Origin of the sequence: Amycolatopsis sp. lyj-112 (genome assembly GCF_046549055.1) — a bacterium.
In the GTDB taxonomy this organism is placed as follows: domain Bacteria; phylum Actinomycetota; class Actinomycetes; order Mycobacteriales; family Pseudonocardiaceae; genus Amycolatopsis.
Map to the genome: position 1 here is coordinate 137,026 of NZ_JAJPWS010000010.1, position 16,933 is coordinate 153,958.

A 16,933-nucleotide genomic window follows, 5' to 3' on the forward strand; every position below is an offset into this window, starting at 1 on the left:
TCCCGAACGTGTTCGGTGAGAGTCGCGTGGGCGCATCGCGAGGAATCGTTGCCATCTGGTGCGTCCGGCCAGTGGAGGTAGAGGTGCGCGACGGTGGGCGGGTGCGGTCCGCACCCGCCCACCGTCCACGGCCGACTGGAGTTAGACCGTGGCGCCGGTCAGCTCGGCGTCGACGTCACCGGAGGAGCCGGCAGGAGTGTCGGAAGGACCGAGCTCCGCTGAATCGTCATCGTCGTCGGTGTCATCGTCCGAGTTGTCCTCATCGGACCCGTCATCGCGCGCCTCGCCGTCGGCTTCTGCGCTGGCGTCGTCGGTCTTGTCGGGTTCGTGGTTGTCGAGCCGGGCGGAGATCACGTCCTCTTCGCGCTCCGGGTCGAGAACGTTGAGCTCGACGTCGGAGGCCGCGTAGCCCCAACCGGTGATCGCGGACATGTACTGCTGCTCGAACCCCCACGGCTTGCGCCACGCGTCGCGTGTCAGGTCCTGTTCCAGGGCGCACAGGGTGAGAAACACGTCGTAGAGCGTCGCCTTGGACGGGCTGGCCGTGGCGATCTTGTCGGGCAGCTGACTGGGCGCACCGTCGCGGGGCTGGGGCAGGCCGAGCAGCTCGTGGGCGAGCTTGTGGTTACGTTCCATCGCCCGGCGCAGCTCATGACTGCCCGTGGCTTTGAGAACGGCCAGGAAGACTTGGGAGCCTTGCGGTGCGGTCTTCCGTTTGGCGAAGCCGGCCAGCCATGCGCGCCTGGTGGGGATCGCGGCGTCCCAGAGCTTGTTGTTGTCGACGACCCAGCTGCGTTGGATCCGTGCCGCGCGTCGCGCGCGGTCCTTGGCGTCGGCCGCCGCGGCGATGCTGTCCTGCTCGCCCTCGCCGTGGTCATCACCGGGAACGTCGTCGGTGGTGCCGAGAGCTGCGGCCGTGCTGAAGTCCGTCTGTCCTTCTGGGGCGTGGTCGAGTGCGTGACCGTGCGTGCGGAAGTCGGCGCACCCGTACTGCGCGACGACGATCCGGTTCTCCTCGTCGTCGTAGTCCTGCTCGATCCACGCCCCGTGCCCGGGGCATGCGGTGTGCGCGTCGAGGGTGAGTCCGGTGTACGGCTTGGAGTCGGGGGACGGTCGCAGCCGGTCGAGTGTGCGGGCGTCGCCGGACCACTGCGGCACCGAGTTGTCGAGGATGGTGATTCCGGCGTCGGTCAGCTCCTGGGTGAGCGCCTCGGTGAGTTCCCGGACTCGTTGGTCCTCGGCGCGGTCCCGTCGCTTGCGTTCGGCCAGCACGGTGAAGTTGTTCGGGGACTCGATCGCGACCTGGATGAGTTCCTTGGCGGTGTCCATGTCGCCGTAGCTTTCGAATTCCGCGACGACGGCCATCTTCTCCAGGTCGAGGTCGTAGCGGTCGGCGGCCGCGGCCGCGAGTTCGCTGTCGCCGACCTTGAGCACGTTGTCGATCCGTGCGGGATGGCGGCTGAGTTTGCGTGCGATGCCCACCGGGGTGAGGTTGAACGCCCGCAACTGGTTGACGGCCTTGTACTCGTCGCCACGGGTGAGGGCGACCCGGAGGTCGTTCTCGTTGACCTGCGCGACGATGCGCTCGATCGTGGCCTTCCGCTCATCGGGAGGGGGAGGAGCCTGCATCCATACCGGCACCTGGCAGCCGGCCTCGCGGGCGTTGAGGACACGACGTTGCCCCATGGTGATCATTACCGTGCCGTCGTCGGCGCGGTAGCCCCGTACGGCCTGATTGACGCCGCGGTTGCGCATGTCACGAACCGTGTCCGGATCCGTGGTGGCGTTCTCCTGGCGCACGTTGTCGTCGATCTCGACCTCGTGCGGGTCGAGATGGAGAACTCGGTCGTACTCGTTCTCCCACGCTGCTTGCCGCTGCCGGTCGGCGTCGGGGTCGGCATCCGGACGGTCACCGGTCTCGGAGGTGTCGCTGGACTTCTCCGATACGGTCACGGTGTCAGGCGATTCTGCTGGCTCGTTGACTGTGGTTTCGTCGTCCCGCTGGGCGGGAAGATCGACTGTGCTGGTCACAGAGACGCTCCTTCACAAGGAACAGGGGCTCCGCGCGCGGAGCCCCACCTGAAACCCGCGCCCGTGCCTTTGCTGCGCTCATTGCTCGGCGCGGCGGAAGGAGAGCGCGGGTGTCCCGGTCGGGACGCACTCGAACCAGCGGGGCCGCCCGCGCCGCCGGCAAGCCCGCCCTGAAGGATCAACTGACGGGGCCACGCGAAATCGCGGGCTTCCGGCGACGCCAGGCACCGCTAGAGTGCGTCGTCCCGACCGGAACACCCGGGCTTCCTCCGGCATCGTCATGCACACCAAGACCACCATCTCAAGTGAACAAAGAGTCTTGGTCAACGGCGCGGGCGTTTCCGCCCGATGATGAATGATGAAACTGTTACATAGTAGGGTTTCTAACCCGGAATTCTGGCCCCGCGAGGGAACGCCGGCAGGGTCGGTGCGGTGGTGATGACGATCCGGTGTGAGGGTGGTGGCTCAGGTCGAGGCCAGCACCTTCGAGAGCGTCGAGGCTGTTGCGCGGTCGAGTTTGTCGACCTTGCCTTCGACGGTGCGTTCCATGTTGCGCTGAGCACGAGACGCGGACCGTACGATCGCTTCGTGGTGGGCGAAGGTGTTGACTGCTTGGATCACGCCCCACGCGGTGCCGCGCCAGGGGCTCACGCGGCCATCGCTGGTCCACAGGCGTGTCAACGTGGACTGTTGTTTCAATGCCGAGGTGCGGGAGCGCCCGGGCTCGTTCGGTATAGGGCTGTGAGCGTTCAGAAACGCCCGCCATGCCCGGTCGGTGACGGTGGTTTCGCACAGTGTCTTGACTTCTGCGGCGAAGTCGTCGGCGACTGTGTGCACCATCGCCAGGGCGTCGCGGGCTTGAAGGATCCGCAGGTCGCTGTTCGCGGTGTGTTTGACCGCGACCCGCTGTCCGTGTTCGCGCAGTCCGGCGGCCATCGTGTTGTCGCAGACGACATTGGTCACGACGCGTTTGTAGGTGGTTTTCAGGCTGCCGTCGTGGCTGGTGCACGCGAGCAGGTGGGGGCGGAATTCCACGCCTTCGGGTGTGGTGATGTTCTCCGGCATTTCCACGCTGACCCAGGCCTGCCGGCGTTCGCGCAGGAGTCCGGCTGTCCCGATCACGAGGCTGTCGTCGAGGAGTGTGGCGACTTTGCTCAGGAGCCAGTCCTGGTATTGGTGGATGTTGTAGTCGTCGGTGTGGATGCCGAGAACGGCGCCTGTGTCGGAGGCGGTGACGGCCATCCTGCCCGGGGCGCGGCGGATGCCGAATCGTGTTCCCTCGACAAGTACGTGTTCCGGTTCGGCGGTCCACGCGAACAGGCGGCGCCGCACATCGTCGAGGGGGATCTCGGCGGGGTAGTGGTTGGGTTCGGTTCCCTGGTCGGAGGCACGGTAGTGCCACGCGCGCCCTCGTTTGTCGGTGAATCCGATCAGGACGTTGGTGTTGAGCCACTCACTGGTTTCTTTGGACATGGCAAGCCTTCCTCGCGGGTGTGTTGGGATTTGCGGATGTGGTGCCGAACCCGGCGGCGGGTTCGGCACCTGGTTCGTGACGGATGCGCGCACCGTGCAACCCGCGGCGCCGGCCGTGGGCGGTCACGGCGTCTCAGTGCTCGTGCTGGGGACGGTCGGGTGAATCGTGGCTGCCGGCGGGGGCCAGTTCGGGGACAGCTGCGGTCACGTCGTCGGCGCAGGTGACGAGCCGGGCCCTGCCTGTGCGGATCAGCGTGTGCGGGCCCGTCGACAGGGAGGATGTGACAGGTCCGGGGATGGCGAGGACCGGGCGGCCGAGCGATGCAGCGTCGGCGGCGGTGTTGAGCGCTCCGCTGTATCGGCCGGCTTCGACGACGATGACAGCCGCGGTGAAGGCCGCGAGCACCCGGCTCCGTTGCAGGAACCGGTGCCGGGATGGTGGTGTGCCCGGGTTGTACTCGCTGACGACCAGTCCGGACTCGGTGATGGTCTCCAGCAAGGTGGCATGCGCGGCCGGATAGCCGATGTCGATTCCACCGGCGAGTACGGCGACTGTCGGCGTCGAGGTTGCCAGTGCGCCTCGGAGCGCCGCGCCGTCGATCCCGAGGGCCGCGCTGCTCCACACGGTGACGCCGCGGGTGGAGAGGTCGCGGGCGAGTTCGGTGGCGGTGTGTTCGCCGTAGGCGGTCGCGGCGCGGGCACCGACGATAGACACGGCCGGATCCGTCAGTGCTGCGAGCCGCCGGTGTCCACGGACCCAGAGCGCCAGCGGAGGAGCGACACGGGGCGCGGTGCCCGAGTGCCTTGGCGGGGTCGTGAGGCGGGCGGTGGGCCAGTCGTCATCCAGGGGTGTCACGAGCCGGGCGTGGATGAGCCTGGCGGTGGCGAGTACGCGATCAACCGTTGACCAGTGATCGCCAGGGCGATGCTCCTGAAGTACCGGGGCAGGTGCCTCGGCGGCGGCGATCCTGCGCACGGCTTCCACAGCACCCACGTCGGCGACGAACGCGACCGTCAAGGGCGCAGGTGGTTCGGCGGATGCGAGCAGGTAGGCGAAGGCGCGCTGAGCCTCATCGGTCGTCATGCGGAACGTCCCAACCAAGAAAAAGGGGGCACGACCCTGTTTGTGGGTTGCGGCTCGCCGCGGTGGCGGGCGACCGGCGGGACAGCTCACCCCCATGGCCCCACCGGTCAAAGTGAGGTCGGTACGCCGCGGGGGGCCATGGGGGGTGAGCTACGCTGCGCGCCTCGACACCGCGTGCCGCGGCCCGGCTTGCCCGGAGAAAGTCAGTGCTGCCGGATTCGGGTCTCCGCAACCACCCCTTCGGTTTTGTAGCCGCTGCCGCCAGCGAACAGATACGTGGTTTGTGACGGGATCACTCTGTTCCCGAGGAACACGGCGCACGGGTGAGACTGTGCCGCTTCCGGTGGCAGGCAGGCGTTGGGAGATGGTGCGGGTGCTGCCGCGTTGTGGTCGGACACGTCGATCACGTTCGTGGTGATGGCCAGGCACGAACCATGACGGTGTCGCCAGAGGATTCGACAACTGTCCCCACCGGCCAAGCGACAGCGACGCGCCGCATCTGGTCCGCTGCTCGGTGCGCGGCGTCGCGGATTCCGGGGTCGTGTGCGGGAAGTCCCGCTCGTACAACGCTGTCGTGGAACAGGTCCCGATACTGCTCGGCGCTGAGGTCGCGTTCGACGATCTCGGCTGTGGTCGTCACACGGCGCGAGTCCAGTCCCAGAAACCCGAGGCCGGCCTGGCGTGGATCTGCAGACGTTGTCGAGTCGTCGGGACGCGCCTACTGGTCCGTGTTGCGGCGTCTTCGGCGCGTTCGCGGCGACCTGCTCGGGCGGCTTCGGCACCGGCTTGCCAGTCACTCCACCGGCGACCGGCCTGTCTGGCTTTGAAATGAGCGATATTGTTCGCCGGGATACCGACCGGCGCGGGGCCGAGCACGGCGAGCAGATCCGACTCGGCCTGCGAGTGCCACCCTGCATCCTCGATGGAGGACTCGTCGGCGAAGACGTCGGCGACGCGGTCCGCAGCGGGATCCAGCGTGTGGTCTTGAGTGCCGCCGTAGGAGTAGACCCACCAGAAGTTCCGTGGCGGGCTGGGCTCGACCAGCGTGCGGAACATCGCCACTTCCTTGGTGTAGGCGTAGAAGCGAGTCCGTGGCCGCGCCCGTATCACCTCAAGCCAGGCTGCGAGGTAAGTGTTGGTGAAGAAGTCGCCGCTGTCGTGGATCCTGACCCACGCGTCGGTGAACTTCTTGTGTGACAGTTCGTCCAGCATCGCCTTTGTCCATCCGGGAAGATCGTCCAGGACGAGCATGAGATTCTGCTGGTGGCGTGCTTTCACGTTCGGGAACAGGTAGGTTCCGTTGCGGGCGTAGCATGCCTGCGCGCACACGCCCGCGGACGGGCAGGTGTTGTAGCTGCGTCCGTCGGGTAGTTTCCCGGCAAAGGCGGGTAGCGACCAGTTCCAGACTCCGAGCTTCTTCAGCTCGCGGTTCTGCCGCAGAAGTGTCATCGTGGCCTCCGTCCTCATGCGACTCGATGCATGGGGAGGCCACACCAAGATCTTTCAACTGCCACCGTACGCCGACGCTGAGGCTGATGCCGGGATTCGACGGTGAGGCCGGCACCCGGCGCAGATCTCGGCCGGACGATGGTTGACCCGGGCGGCGGTGGGTCGAGGGCATGACGGGCTTCTTGGTGCGGCGTGACGCGGCCGCCGGAGCGCGGGAGACCCCGGCGGGCTGCGAAAGTTGACGACGGATGGTACTGCGGGAAGTGTGTTGGGCGCGCGTCTCCCTGGTGCCCGTTTCGACCAGGGTCGGCTTGGTGCCGTGTGGTGCTGCTAGGAGCACGAATCTGGTGATATGGGTGGCATTGCGCCAGGGGCTTCATGTGCGGGCTTCGGAGTCTTTTGTGGTGGTCGTGATCCTGGCGTGGGGTGGCAGGAGGGGGTGCCGGGTGTGCGTGATGTGATCCGTGGCAGAGGCGGGGCGCCCGCGGAACATGCCAACGTGGAAGGCGATCGCGACAGCGTGTGTGCGGTTCCGTGCTTTGAGCTTGGAGAAGATGTTCTTCATGTGAGTTCGTATCGTTTCGATGGAGCGGTGTTGCGCGAGCGCGATCTGCTGATTTTCCAGGCCGCGGGCGACGGCCTCGAGGACATCAAGTTCGATGTCGGTGAGCGGGTTTCGTCGTTCGGTCATGGCTGCCTTCCGGAGGCTGCGGATGGGACCGTCGGGTGTGGATCGTCCTTCGGCGGCGTGGATTTCCTTGACGTTGCCGTGGGGAATGTGTGGGCGGCGGGTGTCCGCAGGAGTTTTCGCGAGAATGGCGTTTCTGGGCGGGGCGTGGACGTACGCGGCCTCATCGGGCTCGTCGAGAGGGGCAACCCGCCCGGCTCGTCGAGCGTCTCTCGCGCGGAAGCGGCGGGTGTGCCCCTCTCGACGAGTCCGGCACAATGGCCGCGTCCACGACCGTGGTCAGAAACGCGGAACGAAGCAAAGCACCACTACGCCAGATCGTTGGTAGTAAACGGGTTCGGGTGGAATTGGCAGACCGTGGCGCGTCGGTGCGGCTTGTGAGCCATTCGCCATCGCTGGCGGGTCACCGGCCTGAGCAGGAACCTGCTCCGGCAAGATGGGCGCTACCGCCGGCAACGGATCCCTTCGTGTGCCGAGACCCGGTGTCTGTCGAGTTCGGACACTGGCGAGGGCCAAGTCCGTGCGGTTGCTGGACGGTGATTGTGTGTGCGGCCTCCCGCGAGGCAGCGACACATCGGCGCCGGCGGGGGAGTAGCTGGCGCTGGTGCGTGGATGCGCGCCAGCGCGGCACACGACGAACCGCCGTGTCCATCCGGGACTCAGCGATCTCTGCAGGGGTATCGGCGCTGAACAGGTCGAGGCCCGAATCGTTCATCCATCGCCGCATGGTCCGCTGAACCCCTCGCGTTGCGCTCGGCCGGCGCGCGAGACGCGCTAGTTCGTCAACCACGGCGCTCGTAACTCGTGGCGATCGGCCAAGTGCGCAAGATGGAAAACGGCAAAATCGAGCACTTCAGTTGACTTTTGTGCGAGGTTTGGGCAGTGTTGAAAGCAGAAGGTCATCCGGGACGATCCGATCGGGAGGACGTACCGGGCCTTCGAACTGGCGAACCTGCATGTACCCCCGGTGGGTCCGCCGCTGGTTCGGGAGACGGTCGCAGGGGAGGGCACCGTCTCCCGAACCCTCATTCGGTATAGACAGTCTTGAGTCCTCAAGGCACGTACTGCCGAAGTTCCCTGTCCGAGTTAAGTCCTCCGTGGCTGAGGACATACAAAGTCCTTTGAAGAGCAAGGCTTTGTAGTCGACGCTCGGGCATCGGTTGGCGCACAAGCGGGCGCGGCCCGAGTGGTGTCCATCCGATGGCGGGCTTCCGAGGTTCGCCTTAATGCGGTTTCGCCGAATTTGGCGTCCGTATGGGCGCCAGAACATGTTCCGTGTCAACAAAGCCACGTCTCTCTAGTTGAGATTCCGAACTATCTAAGGAGTTCTTCATGCTCAAGTCCGCTATGACTCGTCGCCGGACGGCTGCAGCTGCGCTCGCGCTCGGGGCGTTCGTTGCCGGCGGCGTGGCCACCGCCGGAACTGCGTCGGCAGGCGCAATGCCGGGACATACCGTCTCTGCGGCCGGCGCTCACGCTGGACTCCCTGCCGGCACGAGTTCGGAGACCGGCCCGGTTCCCGGCGGCGTCGCTGGGCCCGGCGTCGCGGCTGTCGCGCCGGATGGCACCGCGATCAGCGGATTCCAAGTCACGCCATGGGAAAGCCTGGCGCGCCGCAGCACCAGCGACCGTGGGCTGCGCTCCGCAGATGGGGTCGGGGCGGCAGGCGCTGTCAGTGTCGACATCCTTGCGCATGGGGCCCGGCTCCGAGCCTCAGTACCCAGCGGCAAGGTCATCGCCTACGGCTACCCGAGTACGAACGCGTGGGCCGGTTGCAAGATTCGCGGCAGCGACGGTCATATCTGGGGGTGGTTGAGCATCAACACGTCCGCGGGCTGGCGCAGCGGATGGATGCGTGGCGACCTGTGGGAACCCACGCAGCACACCGCTCCGGGCGGCGGCGGCACCGGTGTCGTCCCGTGGTGCTGATCTCGTTCGACCCGATAGCGGCATGTTGTTGTGCAGGGTCGTAAGAGATCACCGGTCCGGGAACTCTGGGTTCCCGGACCGGTGATCGTCTCTTGCAGGGGGTGTGTGATGAGTGCGAGTCCTGCTCGGCTTGGCCGCGGTAGTTGTGTTGTACGGAGAATTGCCGCTTGTTGCTCCGCAAGACTACGTTGACTGATTCTCCGAACAGGCTTTGTGTGCAGCATGGGCTTGCGGTAGCCACTCAAGGAATGCCGGAAGGTGGCGATCGACCGTGAACGGATCACACTCGGTGGGAATATCGTCAAGCAGACCTGGCCACATCATTCTGGCCGCGTTGAAGTGTGCCTGCCCCTCGCGTTGCTCGGGATCACGTCGTTGCCGACCTGCGGTCTGACGCAGGTCACCAAGAAGGCCTCCGTGCTCCCCGGTACTTGATCCGGGTTGAGCACGGGGGCCTTCTTTGCGTCTCGGGGTGTAGCGCTGACGTGGTCCGGAACGACATCAGTGCATCCAGTCGGAGGAGGGCGAGTGCGTCAAGAAGTTCGGGAGTACCAATCGGGGAATAAGACGGTCTCGGAACAGATCAACCGCGACCTCAGGACGGCGAGAGGCGCGCTGACGGTTCATTCAGTGGCTCTGGCTTCAGAATCGCACGTATCAAGCAGCCAAGGTCCGCTCATGTACGGAAACATAAGCTCTACGAACGTGTACAGCACCGAAACCTTGCGCGCCTTGGTCGTGTTTCAAGTCGTCGACCCGCCCGTGGTTCCTTCGCCGCTGATCACCCGATGACGAGGAGGTAACAAGTGCAGCAGCATGTCGAAGGCTTCATCGCGAGTGACCTGCACGATATGGCGCAGAGCATCGAGAAAGTCACGAAGAAGCTGAGGGAGGACGAGGAAAAGCCGGTTCGGGTCTCGACGATGACGTTGACCAGCATCTTGGTCGCCCGAGGAGACGAGGATGCCGGGTTGACCTACTCGGCGCTCGTCTGCTTCGACATCGGTTAGTCCGTGTGACTTACTTGGCCAGCTCACGCCGACCAAGGTCGGTGAGTACGTAGAAGGGCAGGGTGCCGGGTGAGGGCTCGCCCCACCCGTGAGTGATCCAGCCACGGTCACGCAGAACTTCGAGCAGCGTGGCCAGCCGTTGGTTGGTGATGTTCGCCTCGCGTCGTAGATCCCCGCTGTAAAAGCGAGCCTCGGGGTCTCCCGCGAGGAGAACGTCCGTCAGCCTGCGCATTTCTCGGGCCCTTCGCATGAGCCGATTCTAAACCTCGTCGTCTTGTTCTGGCAGGTCCGGTGGCCAGCGAAACCGGGTCGAGGGGTAGCCGCCACCTGGTCGTGTCGGCCCGGTCGGCTGTTGTGGCGGGCGACTGCCCGCATCACCGAAGACCTTGTTCCCCTCCCGGCCTCCGGTGAGACAGCTACGCCGATCGCGCTGACGTGGCTTTCGGTTCTTGGGCACGGGCCTCTCCTAGCGTTGCGGGGGTGGTGGCGGGGGAGGCACGTTTGGCGGGCGGGAATTGGGATCCGTGGGGCTGGTGGGCCTGTCCTTGCCCGGTACCGTCCGTGTCGGACCTGGTCCTGCTGGGTTACGTGGCATCGAGCTGTCCTCTTCGTCACGCGGGCAGGTCGAACCCAGCTGCCGTGCTGGGGCAGGGCCTCAACGCGATAGCCGGGAGATCAAGGAATTGCGTGTGGGACTCGGCCGCCGCGCCGAGCGAGGGGCAAGGCGTGGCGGCCGAGAACCTAGGGAGTGCTCTCCGGTGGGGAGCCGCACAGAAGTTCGGCGGGCTGGTCCTTGCCGTCCAGTTCGCCCGCGCGCCGAGCAAGCGCGGCGCCGATCTTCACGAGGTCCCGGCCGAGCCTTCGCAGTCCGGCTGCGTAGTGCTCGTCCGACGGTTCCAGCGTGAGCAGTTGCAACGTCACTTCGCCGATCTCGGCATTGACCTTCGCTAAGCCCGCGAGGAGTTCCCGGTCAGCCTTGTCCACCGCGCACCCCCCGTTCGCCGCGTGCTACCGCGTTCGCGTCGAGCAGTAGGCCGCTGCACCGTGGGCAACGCACGGTCGCCGACGGGGCCGCGATCCGATCCGCGCTGATGGCGGTTCGCTCATGCCCGAGGGGTTCCTGCCGTTCCTCTTCGCACCAGGCGAGCAGCATCGGAGGCCAGTAGAGATCCGGGTCCAGCAGGGCACGGCGGTACAAGTGCGCCTCGGTCTCGGCGAACAGCCGCCACTCGTACCCCGCCGCCCGCGACAACGACTCACCCCGTGGTCGTGGCACGCATGGCGTAGGAACACGACCGCGATGCTGCGGTGTTCGCGGGACAGCTGTCCTCATGCTGGTCACTCCCGTCTGTTCTGGCTGGTTAGAGCCATCCCGAAACCCCGTGGAGTGACGCTACGATCACCGATGAGTAGGTAGAACGGACCGCCAGTACGGGTGCGGTCCGACCGGAATCGTCCAGATCTGGGGGCGCCAGTGAGCGGATCACCGGCAACACTGACTGGCAGTCAGGGTTCCCGTTCAACGGGCATCGTGACCGGCTTCGTCCTCAAGCTCGCACGGCAGTCCGGAGGCCTGACTCAAGAGCGTCTCGCGGAACATCTGGCGGTCGACGGCAGCACCGTTCAAGGGTGGGAGTCAGGACGGCGTCCCTTGTCCGCGATGCCCGCTGGGGACTTCGTCAGGTTGTGTTCGCGGCTTTCTCGGCTGGGGGCGCCTTCGTCGACTGGTCGGCACTTGCGCGCGGCTGTCGAGGCCGATCTTGTCCTCTCGACCGGGATCGCCTCCGCTGACCGATGGGTCGACCCCGAGGTACACCCTCTCGCCGCAAGCGTGCACCGCAAGACGCTGACGAACCTGATCACGTGGCCGTTCACCGGGTACCTGCCGCAAGAGCTGGAGATCTTCGAGCCGAAGGTGCCACGCCGAGGACCGGTCGCGTCTGGACCCACGATGGGCGCCACCGAACGGATCCGGTTCTTCGATCACTTGATGACCGTCGCGGAACAGGGCGTTCGTGCCGATGAAGCGCTACTGCGACGGCAGGCGGTCTACTTGCTCGGCTTCGACCAGCGCCACCACGTGGCGGAGTGGCTGCGCGGTGAGTGGTCAAGTGCTGGTCGACGGCCTATCGCTGACGGTGACGTAACCAGCCTGTTGGAGGCGCGCTCGGCCTCTGTGGCGCTCGCCTCGATCGGAGATGGCTCCCACCTGCACGACTTCGTCATTCGCGCCAACGGGACACGCGCCGATCTCGCAAACCTCAACTACTGGGCGCACTGGATCGGCGAACTCCCCGACGACCAGACCGATGACACCTTCATGGCCGAGGACGACTCCAGGGCGTGGTCTGGCGTGAGGTTGTTCCACCACCTGGTGAGCCGGCTGGATCCAGGGTCACCGCACTTGCCCCTCAACCTGCACACCGTTCACACACTCGTGGCCAGCCGTCCCGCTCTCCTCAGCACAAGCCCCGACGCCCGTAGCGCACTCGCAAGGGCTCTGGAGATGATCGCTTCTGCCAACGTGTTGACTCGCGACGGACGTGATCAGGTCGCTGGCCTTCACTACGCTCTGCGTCTCGCCGATCGATAGGAGAACAACCCCATGCCAGAAGACGAGTCCACCTCGCTCGCCGCGTTCACCTACGAACTCGGCCTGCTCAAGCGAATGAGCCGCACGGGGTGGTGGCATGTCGGTGTTCGCGTTCCTGAGTCGGTCGCAGAACACAGCCTTCGTACGGCACAGATCGCGGCTCTCCTCGCGGCGGAGGAAGGCGCGAATCCGGAACGCGCGTCCTTCCTGGCCCTCTGGCATGACACGCAGGAGACGCGGACCGGGGATATCCCGCACACGGCGGCCAAGTACATGACCAAGCCTGAGCCTCGCGAGATCACCGCCGACCAGACAGCCGCCTTGCCGTCTGCTTCGCGTGAGCTGGTCCGATCGGCAGTGGACGAATACGAGACCCGGCAGACCACCGAGGCGAAATGTGCCAAGGACGCGGACAAGCTCGAAATGCTGTTCCAAGCAGTCGAGTACCGGGAAACCGGAGTCGAGCGAGTGGCCGGATGGATCGACTCAGCTCGAAAGGGACTCGCGACCGAGACCGCTCGACGTATCGCAGAAGCTGCTGTGACTCTGTCTCCGCTGGCATGGCGAGACCGATGAGCACGGGTTCCCGCTATTAGGTCAGTCGAGATCGTCCAAAGCATCCTCGATCGCCTCCACGAGGGCTTCGACCTCGGGCTGGATCTGCTTCGAGAACGCGAATGCGTTTGCCGGAGCCTTCGAGGACATCGCGGGCATCAGAGGTGGGAGTTCCGGCGGTTCTCCTGCGAGGCGGAAGGTGACCATTCCGGTCGGATCCAGCCTGGCCGGACGCTTGATGTCGATGGCCTCGATCTTGCGCAGCCGGAACCGGTGGACCAGCTCAGCGCGGGACACCCAGTTCCCGGTCACGATGGTGATCGTCACGGCCTTGCCGTCGAACTTGATGGACCGGTACTTGCCCGTGATCTCGTGGATCGTTGCTTCCGTCACGTCGTTGCTCCTCGTCCTCAGACCTGGCCCTTCACTCGTTCGGACCCGGTCAGCCGTTACAGATCAGATCCCTGACCTGCGGTTTCAAGGCCGAATGGTCTGCTCCTAGGGCGCTTGACCCGGCTCGCGGGCGGGTCACGGGTTCACAACACGTGCCTGTCAGACGTTGTGCGCATGCAACGCGGCCATGTCCGTCTTGCATCATCTACGGCTGCTAGCGCTGGCATATCCACCGGATGCCATGACCGACGCCGGCCTCGATCCAGATGGGTGGCCCGGTCTGTCGCCTTTCCCCGCTGCCCGGTCGCTGCTAGAAGCAGCCGCGTTGACGAGCTGGTCGCTGGCGCCGGACAAGACCGAACGGCTTCTCCGCTGTGCTCAGTTCCAGATCTGGTCGGCGAACGAAGGCAGCGAGAGCGAACTCGGTCCCACCCTGGGCGGCCCCGGTTCGGTGGACGAGGTCCGCAAGATCATCGAAGCTGCGGGCTTCGAAGTTCGGGGATTCGGCCGCTACAACGACCTCGGCGTGGTCCTGGACGGCCAGGTAAAGACCTTCTACACCGCGAGCGCGATCTCCAAAAGCCTCGGCGATCCCGGTCGGCGGCTCTACCGGTGGTGGAGCGGGATCGCGCACCACGTCTCCTGGGCGGTCTCTTCGTGGAAGACGTTGCGCTTGCACGACGACACCGCCGGGGCGGACCTCTCGATCTCAAGATTTCGAGGAGAAACACCCTGGAGCTCGCCGCCGACGTGGCCGCTGTCGTCCTCGCCGCTGGGCAGTCGTTGGGCACCTTCTACGGCCGGGATCTGCACGGATTCGAAACCACCTGCCAGCAGGTGGAAAGCGAAATGCGCCAGGCGATTCCGATCGTCCGTCAGCTTCTCGGCCGGCCTGATGACGCTGACCCGACACAACGCTGACCCAGGTCACCCGGATGCGGGCTAGCCGCACGGCCGAGGTGGGCTCACGGTGATGGCACCGGGTGACCATCTCTAGGGGGGCGGATGACGCGGGCAGGGGTATGGCGCGGCTGGGTGTTGGTGGCCGGGGCGGTGGTGCTCGCCGGGAGCACCGGTGCGGTGATCTTGTGGCTGTCGGGGCCTGCGGCCGCTGCGGTCGGGTCGGTGCTCGCGGTGGCAATATTCGGCGTGGCGAGTGCACGCGGACGGGCGATGGTGGAGCGGCGCGCCGCCCAACGCGAGGCGCTGCCAGAGCAAGTTCTGTCCGGTCGACTGCGGCGAGTGCGCGGGTTGGATGACCCGATTCTGTTGCGCGTGCACCCCGCTGCCGCGCGCAATGGCCGAGCCGATGACCGGGTCCCGCCGTACGTTTTCCGGGACTGCCAACACGGGCTGCGGGAGGCGGTGGCTGACGGCGGCTTTGTGCTGCTGGTGGGTGACTCCACGGCAGGTAAGACCCGCGCCGCGTACGAGGCGGTGCGGGCGGTGTTACCGGACCATGTGCTGGTCGCACCCACCACCCGGGAGGCCTTGGACACCGTGCTTCCGGCGGTGCTGGGGCAGCGGCGGTGCGTGGTGTGGCTGGACGATTTGGAGCGGTTCCTGGGTGCGGACGGGCTGACCGCGGCGATGGCCGCCAGGATGCTCGGCGACGGCGACCGGGACGTCCTGCTCCTGGCCACCATGCGCACGGCGGAACACGATCGCTACAGCGCCCGCGAAGAGGACCCTGTCGATGCGCGTCGGGAAGCGTGGCGGGCGGGAAGGGAGGCCTTGGAGCTTGCACGGGTCATCGAAGTGCGCCGGGAGTGGAGCGACGCCGAACTACAGCGCGCCGCGGGCTACGTCGACGATCCCCGGATCCGGGCGGCGCTGCGTCATTGCCCACGGTTCGGGCTGGCCGAGGCCCTCGCCGCCGGCCCAGAATTAGCCCAGGACTGGCGCAATGCCTGGCGCGCCGGGGCCCACCCGCGCGGGGCGGCGCTGGTTGCCGCGGCCGTGGACTGCCGCCGCGCAGGCCTACACGAACCTGTCCCCATCGGCCTGCTCGCCGAACTCGCCGAGGCCTACCTGGCCCGACGGCAGGGCCCACTGCTGCGCCCGGAACCGTTGGCTGACGCTTTGGAATGGACCACCGCTGTCAGCCACGGCACCAGCAGTCTATTGCTGCCCACCAACCAACCGGGCTACTACCTGGCCTTCGACTACCTTGTCGACCTCCCCGGCCACGACGCGATCAACCACGCCACTTGGGACAGGCTCATTGAGTACGCCACCCCCTCCCAGGCCTTCGATATCGGCACCGCCGCGAACGAGCGCGTTCAGTTCCCAGCGGCGTCTGCAGCCTTCACCAAGGCTGCAGACGAAGGCGTCGTAGACGCCGACATCATGCTGGCCGCCGCTACAGGCAATATCGGCGACCTCCCCGGCGCTGAGCGGATGCTTAAGGAGGCCGTCGCCCGCCGCGTCGCGGCGATCGGACCGGACGACCCAGGCGCGCTCCGCGCGCGGCACTACCTCGCCGAGGTCGTCTCGCACACGGCAGGCAATACTGCGGCCGCGACAATGCTGGAATCCCTGATCTCTGACCAAACCCGGGTTCTGGGGCTCGACCACCCCGACACGCGTGACAGCCGAGAGTCGCACGTCAGGTTTTTGGGTATGGCTGACCCCGGCCGAGCAGTAGCATTGAGCACAAGTCTTCTGGCTGAGGTGCAGCAGGCGCTCGGGCAAGACCATGCGCGCGCACATAGTGTCCGCCACCAGATGTGCTTCTACCTGTGGCTGGCGGGCGACGCGCAGCGCGCCCTTGATCTGGCCGCCGATCTTGTCCCCGACATGGAGGAGATCCTGGGGCCCGACCACCCGAGCACGCTGAGGATGCGCGGCCTAACGGCGAGGTTTGCTGGCGAGGCAGGCGATCCGGCCCGTGCTGTCGAACTTCTCCAGCGAGCCTTGCACAAGCGCGCCCGCGTGCTCGGAACCGATCATCACCACGTCCTAGCCACTCGTATTCACCTTGCTCGTTGGATGGCCATGGCGGGGGACTGCGAGGCGGCTACGTCCACATTTACCCGAGCCTTGGCTGACTGGGAGCACACACTCGGCCCCGGCAATCCCGCAAGCTGATGGCGCACGACGGCGACCTTGCGGCAATAGGGATGTCCCCGCCGGACACAGCCTTCAGCCGGAAAGAGTTGACCGACTTCCTATGGACCTGTCAGCAGCTGCTGGGGCAGGAGCATCCTTTGACCGTCGACACCCGGCGGCTGGTGTCCCAGCTAGCACAGCCGGCCTGATCCGCCCCGCCACCGCAACATCTCCCGCCGGGGCGTCGGCCCGTCTTACAGGCCGTCAGCCGTCGACCTCCGCCGTTTTCGCCGCATGGGCCCGGACACTTTGTGCGGTGCAGGTCAACCACGTGGTGGCACGCACGGCCCGTAGGCCGCGGTTGAGTATCGCGGCGCGGGCCAACGCGCCGCGTATGGCGACGGCGGTGTGGAGCGGGGTCGGCCACAGTGCCATACCGGCGAGCTGTCCGCCCGATTCGACCAGACGGATTGGCCGGGGCCGGACCTTGCAAGTTGATGCCCGGCTGGAGAGCTGGCTCTATAGGTCAGGATCGATGAGCCGCTGGATCGCGGACCGGCCGATGAAGTCTTCGGGGACGGGGCGTAGGCGCGCAAGGCCGACGTTTTCAGCCCGAAGCCATGAAGCTTGTAGCCACGGCGGGCGAAGTGCTTAGCGATGGCACCGATCTCCCGGAT

At 66.2% G+C, this 16,933-nt stretch carries 15 protein-coding genes; 6 read left to right on the plus strand and 9 right to left on the minus strand.

The genetic code is table 11. The features are described from left to right. Positions 1-141 precede the first annotated feature (141 nt). The 5 genes from ACLJRL_RS29025 to ACLJRL_RS29045 form a co-directional block, all read right to left on the minus strand. Positions 142-2,031, minus strand: coding sequence for a hypothetical protein (locus tag ACLJRL_RS29025; RefSeq protein WP_410659487.1), 1,890 nt, complete (start codon positions 2,029-2,031; stop codon positions 142-144). A gap of 465 nt (positions 2,032-2,496) precedes the next feature. Then, positions 2,497-3,504, minus strand: coding sequence for a DUF932 domain-containing protein (locus tag ACLJRL_RS29030; RefSeq protein ID WP_410659488.1), 1,008 nt, complete (start codon positions 3,502-3,504; stop codon positions 2,497-2,499). Between the two features lie 133 nt (positions 3,505-3,637). Further along, positions 3,638-4,588, minus strand: coding sequence for a DNA-processing protein DprA (locus ACLJRL_RS29035; RefSeq protein ID WP_410659489.1), 951 nt, complete (start codon positions 4,586-4,588; stop codon positions 3,638-3,640). Between the two features lie 636 nt (positions 4,589-5,224). Then, the gene (locus tag ACLJRL_RS29040; protein ID WP_410659490.1) at positions 5,225-6,037 is read right to left on the minus strand and encodes a GP88 family protein; all 813 of its coding nucleotides are present in this window, start codon (positions 6,035-6,037) and stop codon (positions 5,225-5,227) included. A gap of 376 nt (positions 6,038-6,413) precedes the next feature. After that, on the minus strand, positions 6,414-6,728 hold the full coding sequence (locus ACLJRL_RS29045; protein ID WP_410659491.1) for a response regulator transcription factor: 315 nt from the start codon (positions 6,726-6,728) through the stop codon (positions 6,414-6,416). 2,184 nt (positions 6,729-8,912) lie between these two features. Between ACLJRL_RS29045 and ACLJRL_RS29050 the strand changes: the two genes are divergently transcribed. Beyond that, a complete protein-coding gene (locus ACLJRL_RS29050) occupies positions 8,913-9,089 on the plus strand; it encodes a hypothetical protein (RefSeq protein WP_410659492.1) in 177 nt (58 codons plus the stop codon). 371 nt (positions 9,090-9,460) lie between these two features. Further along, positions 9,461-9,664 carry a hypothetical protein gene (locus ACLJRL_RS29055; protein ID WP_410659493.1) on the plus strand — a complete coding sequence of 68 codons (204 nt, stop codon included), beginning with the start codon at positions 9,461-9,463 and terminating at the stop codon, positions 9,662-9,664. Between the two features lie 10 nt (positions 9,665-9,674). On the opposite strand, the gene ACLJRL_RS29060 is transcribed toward ACLJRL_RS29055, so the two are convergent. The 3 genes from ACLJRL_RS29060 to ACLJRL_RS29070 all read right to left on the minus strand — a co-directional run bounded on the left by ACLJRL_RS29060 (position 9,675) and on the right by ACLJRL_RS29070 (position 10,916). Further along, on the minus strand, positions 9,675-9,914 hold the full coding sequence (locus tag ACLJRL_RS29060) for a hypothetical protein (protein WP_410659494.1): 240 nt from the start codon (positions 9,912-9,914) through the stop codon (positions 9,675-9,677). A 491-nt stretch (positions 9,915-10,405) separates the two neighbouring features. Beyond that, complete coding sequence (locus ACLJRL_RS29065; protein ID WP_410659495.1) at positions 10,406-10,648, minus strand: hypothetical protein; 243 nt, start codon at positions 10,646-10,648, stop codon at positions 10,406-10,408. Then, positions 10,635-10,916 carry a hypothetical protein gene (locus ACLJRL_RS29070; RefSeq protein WP_410659496.1) on the minus strand — a complete coding sequence of 94 codons (282 nt, stop codon included), beginning with the start codon at positions 10,914-10,916 and terminating at the stop codon, positions 10,635-10,637. Before ACLJRL_RS29070 ends, ACLJRL_RS29065 begins: the two co-directional genes overlap by 14 nt. Positions 10,917-11,195: 279 nt before the next feature. Here ACLJRL_RS29070 and ACLJRL_RS29075 point away from each other — a divergent pair, with 279 nt between their 5' ends. Together ACLJRL_RS29075 and ACLJRL_RS29080 are read left to right on the plus strand one after the other, a co-directional pair. Continuing rightward, the gene (locus ACLJRL_RS29075; protein WP_410659497.1) at positions 11,196-12,257 is read left to right on the plus strand and encodes a helix-turn-helix domain-containing protein; all 1,062 of its coding nucleotides are present in this window, start codon (positions 11,196-11,198) and stop codon (positions 12,255-12,257) included. Between the two features lie 12 nt (positions 12,258-12,269). Beyond that, complete coding sequence (locus ACLJRL_RS29080) at positions 12,270-12,833, plus strand: HD domain-containing protein (protein WP_410659498.1); 564 nt, start codon at positions 12,270-12,272, stop codon at positions 12,831-12,833. Between the two features lie 21 nt (positions 12,834-12,854). Here ACLJRL_RS29080 and ACLJRL_RS29085 read toward each other — a convergent pair whose 3' ends face one another. Next, entirely contained in the window at positions 12,855-13,205 is a 351-nt protein-coding gene (locus ACLJRL_RS29085) for a hypothetical protein (RefSeq protein WP_410659499.1), read from the minus strand. A gap of 325 nt (positions 13,206-13,530) precedes the next feature. Here ACLJRL_RS29085 and ACLJRL_RS29090 point away from each other — a divergent pair, with 325 nt between their 5' ends. Together ACLJRL_RS29090 and ACLJRL_RS29095 are read left to right on the plus strand one after the other, a co-directional pair. Beyond that, positions 13,531-14,151 carry a hypothetical protein gene (locus ACLJRL_RS29090; protein ID WP_410659500.1) on the plus strand — a complete coding sequence of 207 codons (621 nt, stop codon included), beginning with the start codon at positions 13,531-13,533 and terminating at the stop codon, positions 14,149-14,151. Between the two features lie 59 nt (positions 14,152-14,210). Beyond that, the gene (locus ACLJRL_RS29095; protein WP_410659501.1) at positions 14,211-16,295 is read left to right on the plus strand and encodes a tetratricopeptide repeat protein; all 2,085 of its coding nucleotides are present in this window, start codon (positions 14,211-14,213) and stop codon (positions 16,293-16,295) included. The last annotated feature ends 638 nt before the right edge of the window (positions 16,296-16,933 follow it).

Bases quoted from the DNA above. Each gene is read 5' to 3' on its own strand.
- ACLJRL_RS29030 (WP_410659488.1), bottom strand. From the start codon at position 3,504: ATGTCCAAAGAAACCAGTGAGTGGCTCAACACCAACGTCCTGATCGGA.
- ACLJRL_RS29035 (WP_410659489.1), bottom strand. From the start codon at position 4,588: ATGACGACCGATGAGGCTCAGCGCGCCTTCGCCTACCTGCTCGCATCC.
- ACLJRL_RS29040 (WP_410659490.1), bottom strand. From the start codon at position 6,037: ATGACACTTCTGCGGCAGAACCGCGAGCTGAAGAAGCTCGGAGTCTGG.
- ACLJRL_RS29045 (WP_410659491.1), bottom strand. From the start codon at position 6,728: ATGACCGAACGACGAAACCCGCTCACCGACATCGAACTTGATGTCCTC.
- ACLJRL_RS29060 (WP_410659494.1), bottom strand. From the start codon at position 9,914: ATGCGAAGGGCCCGAGAAATGCGCAGGCTGACGGACGTTCTCCTCGCG.
- ACLJRL_RS29080 (WP_410659498.1), top strand. From the start codon at position 12,270: ATGCCAGAAGACGAGTCCACCTCGCTCGCCGCGTTCACCTACGAACTC.
- ACLJRL_RS29095 (WP_410659501.1), top strand. From the start codon at position 14,211: ATGACGCGGGCAGGGGTATGGCGCGGCTGGGTGTTGGTGGCCGGGGCG.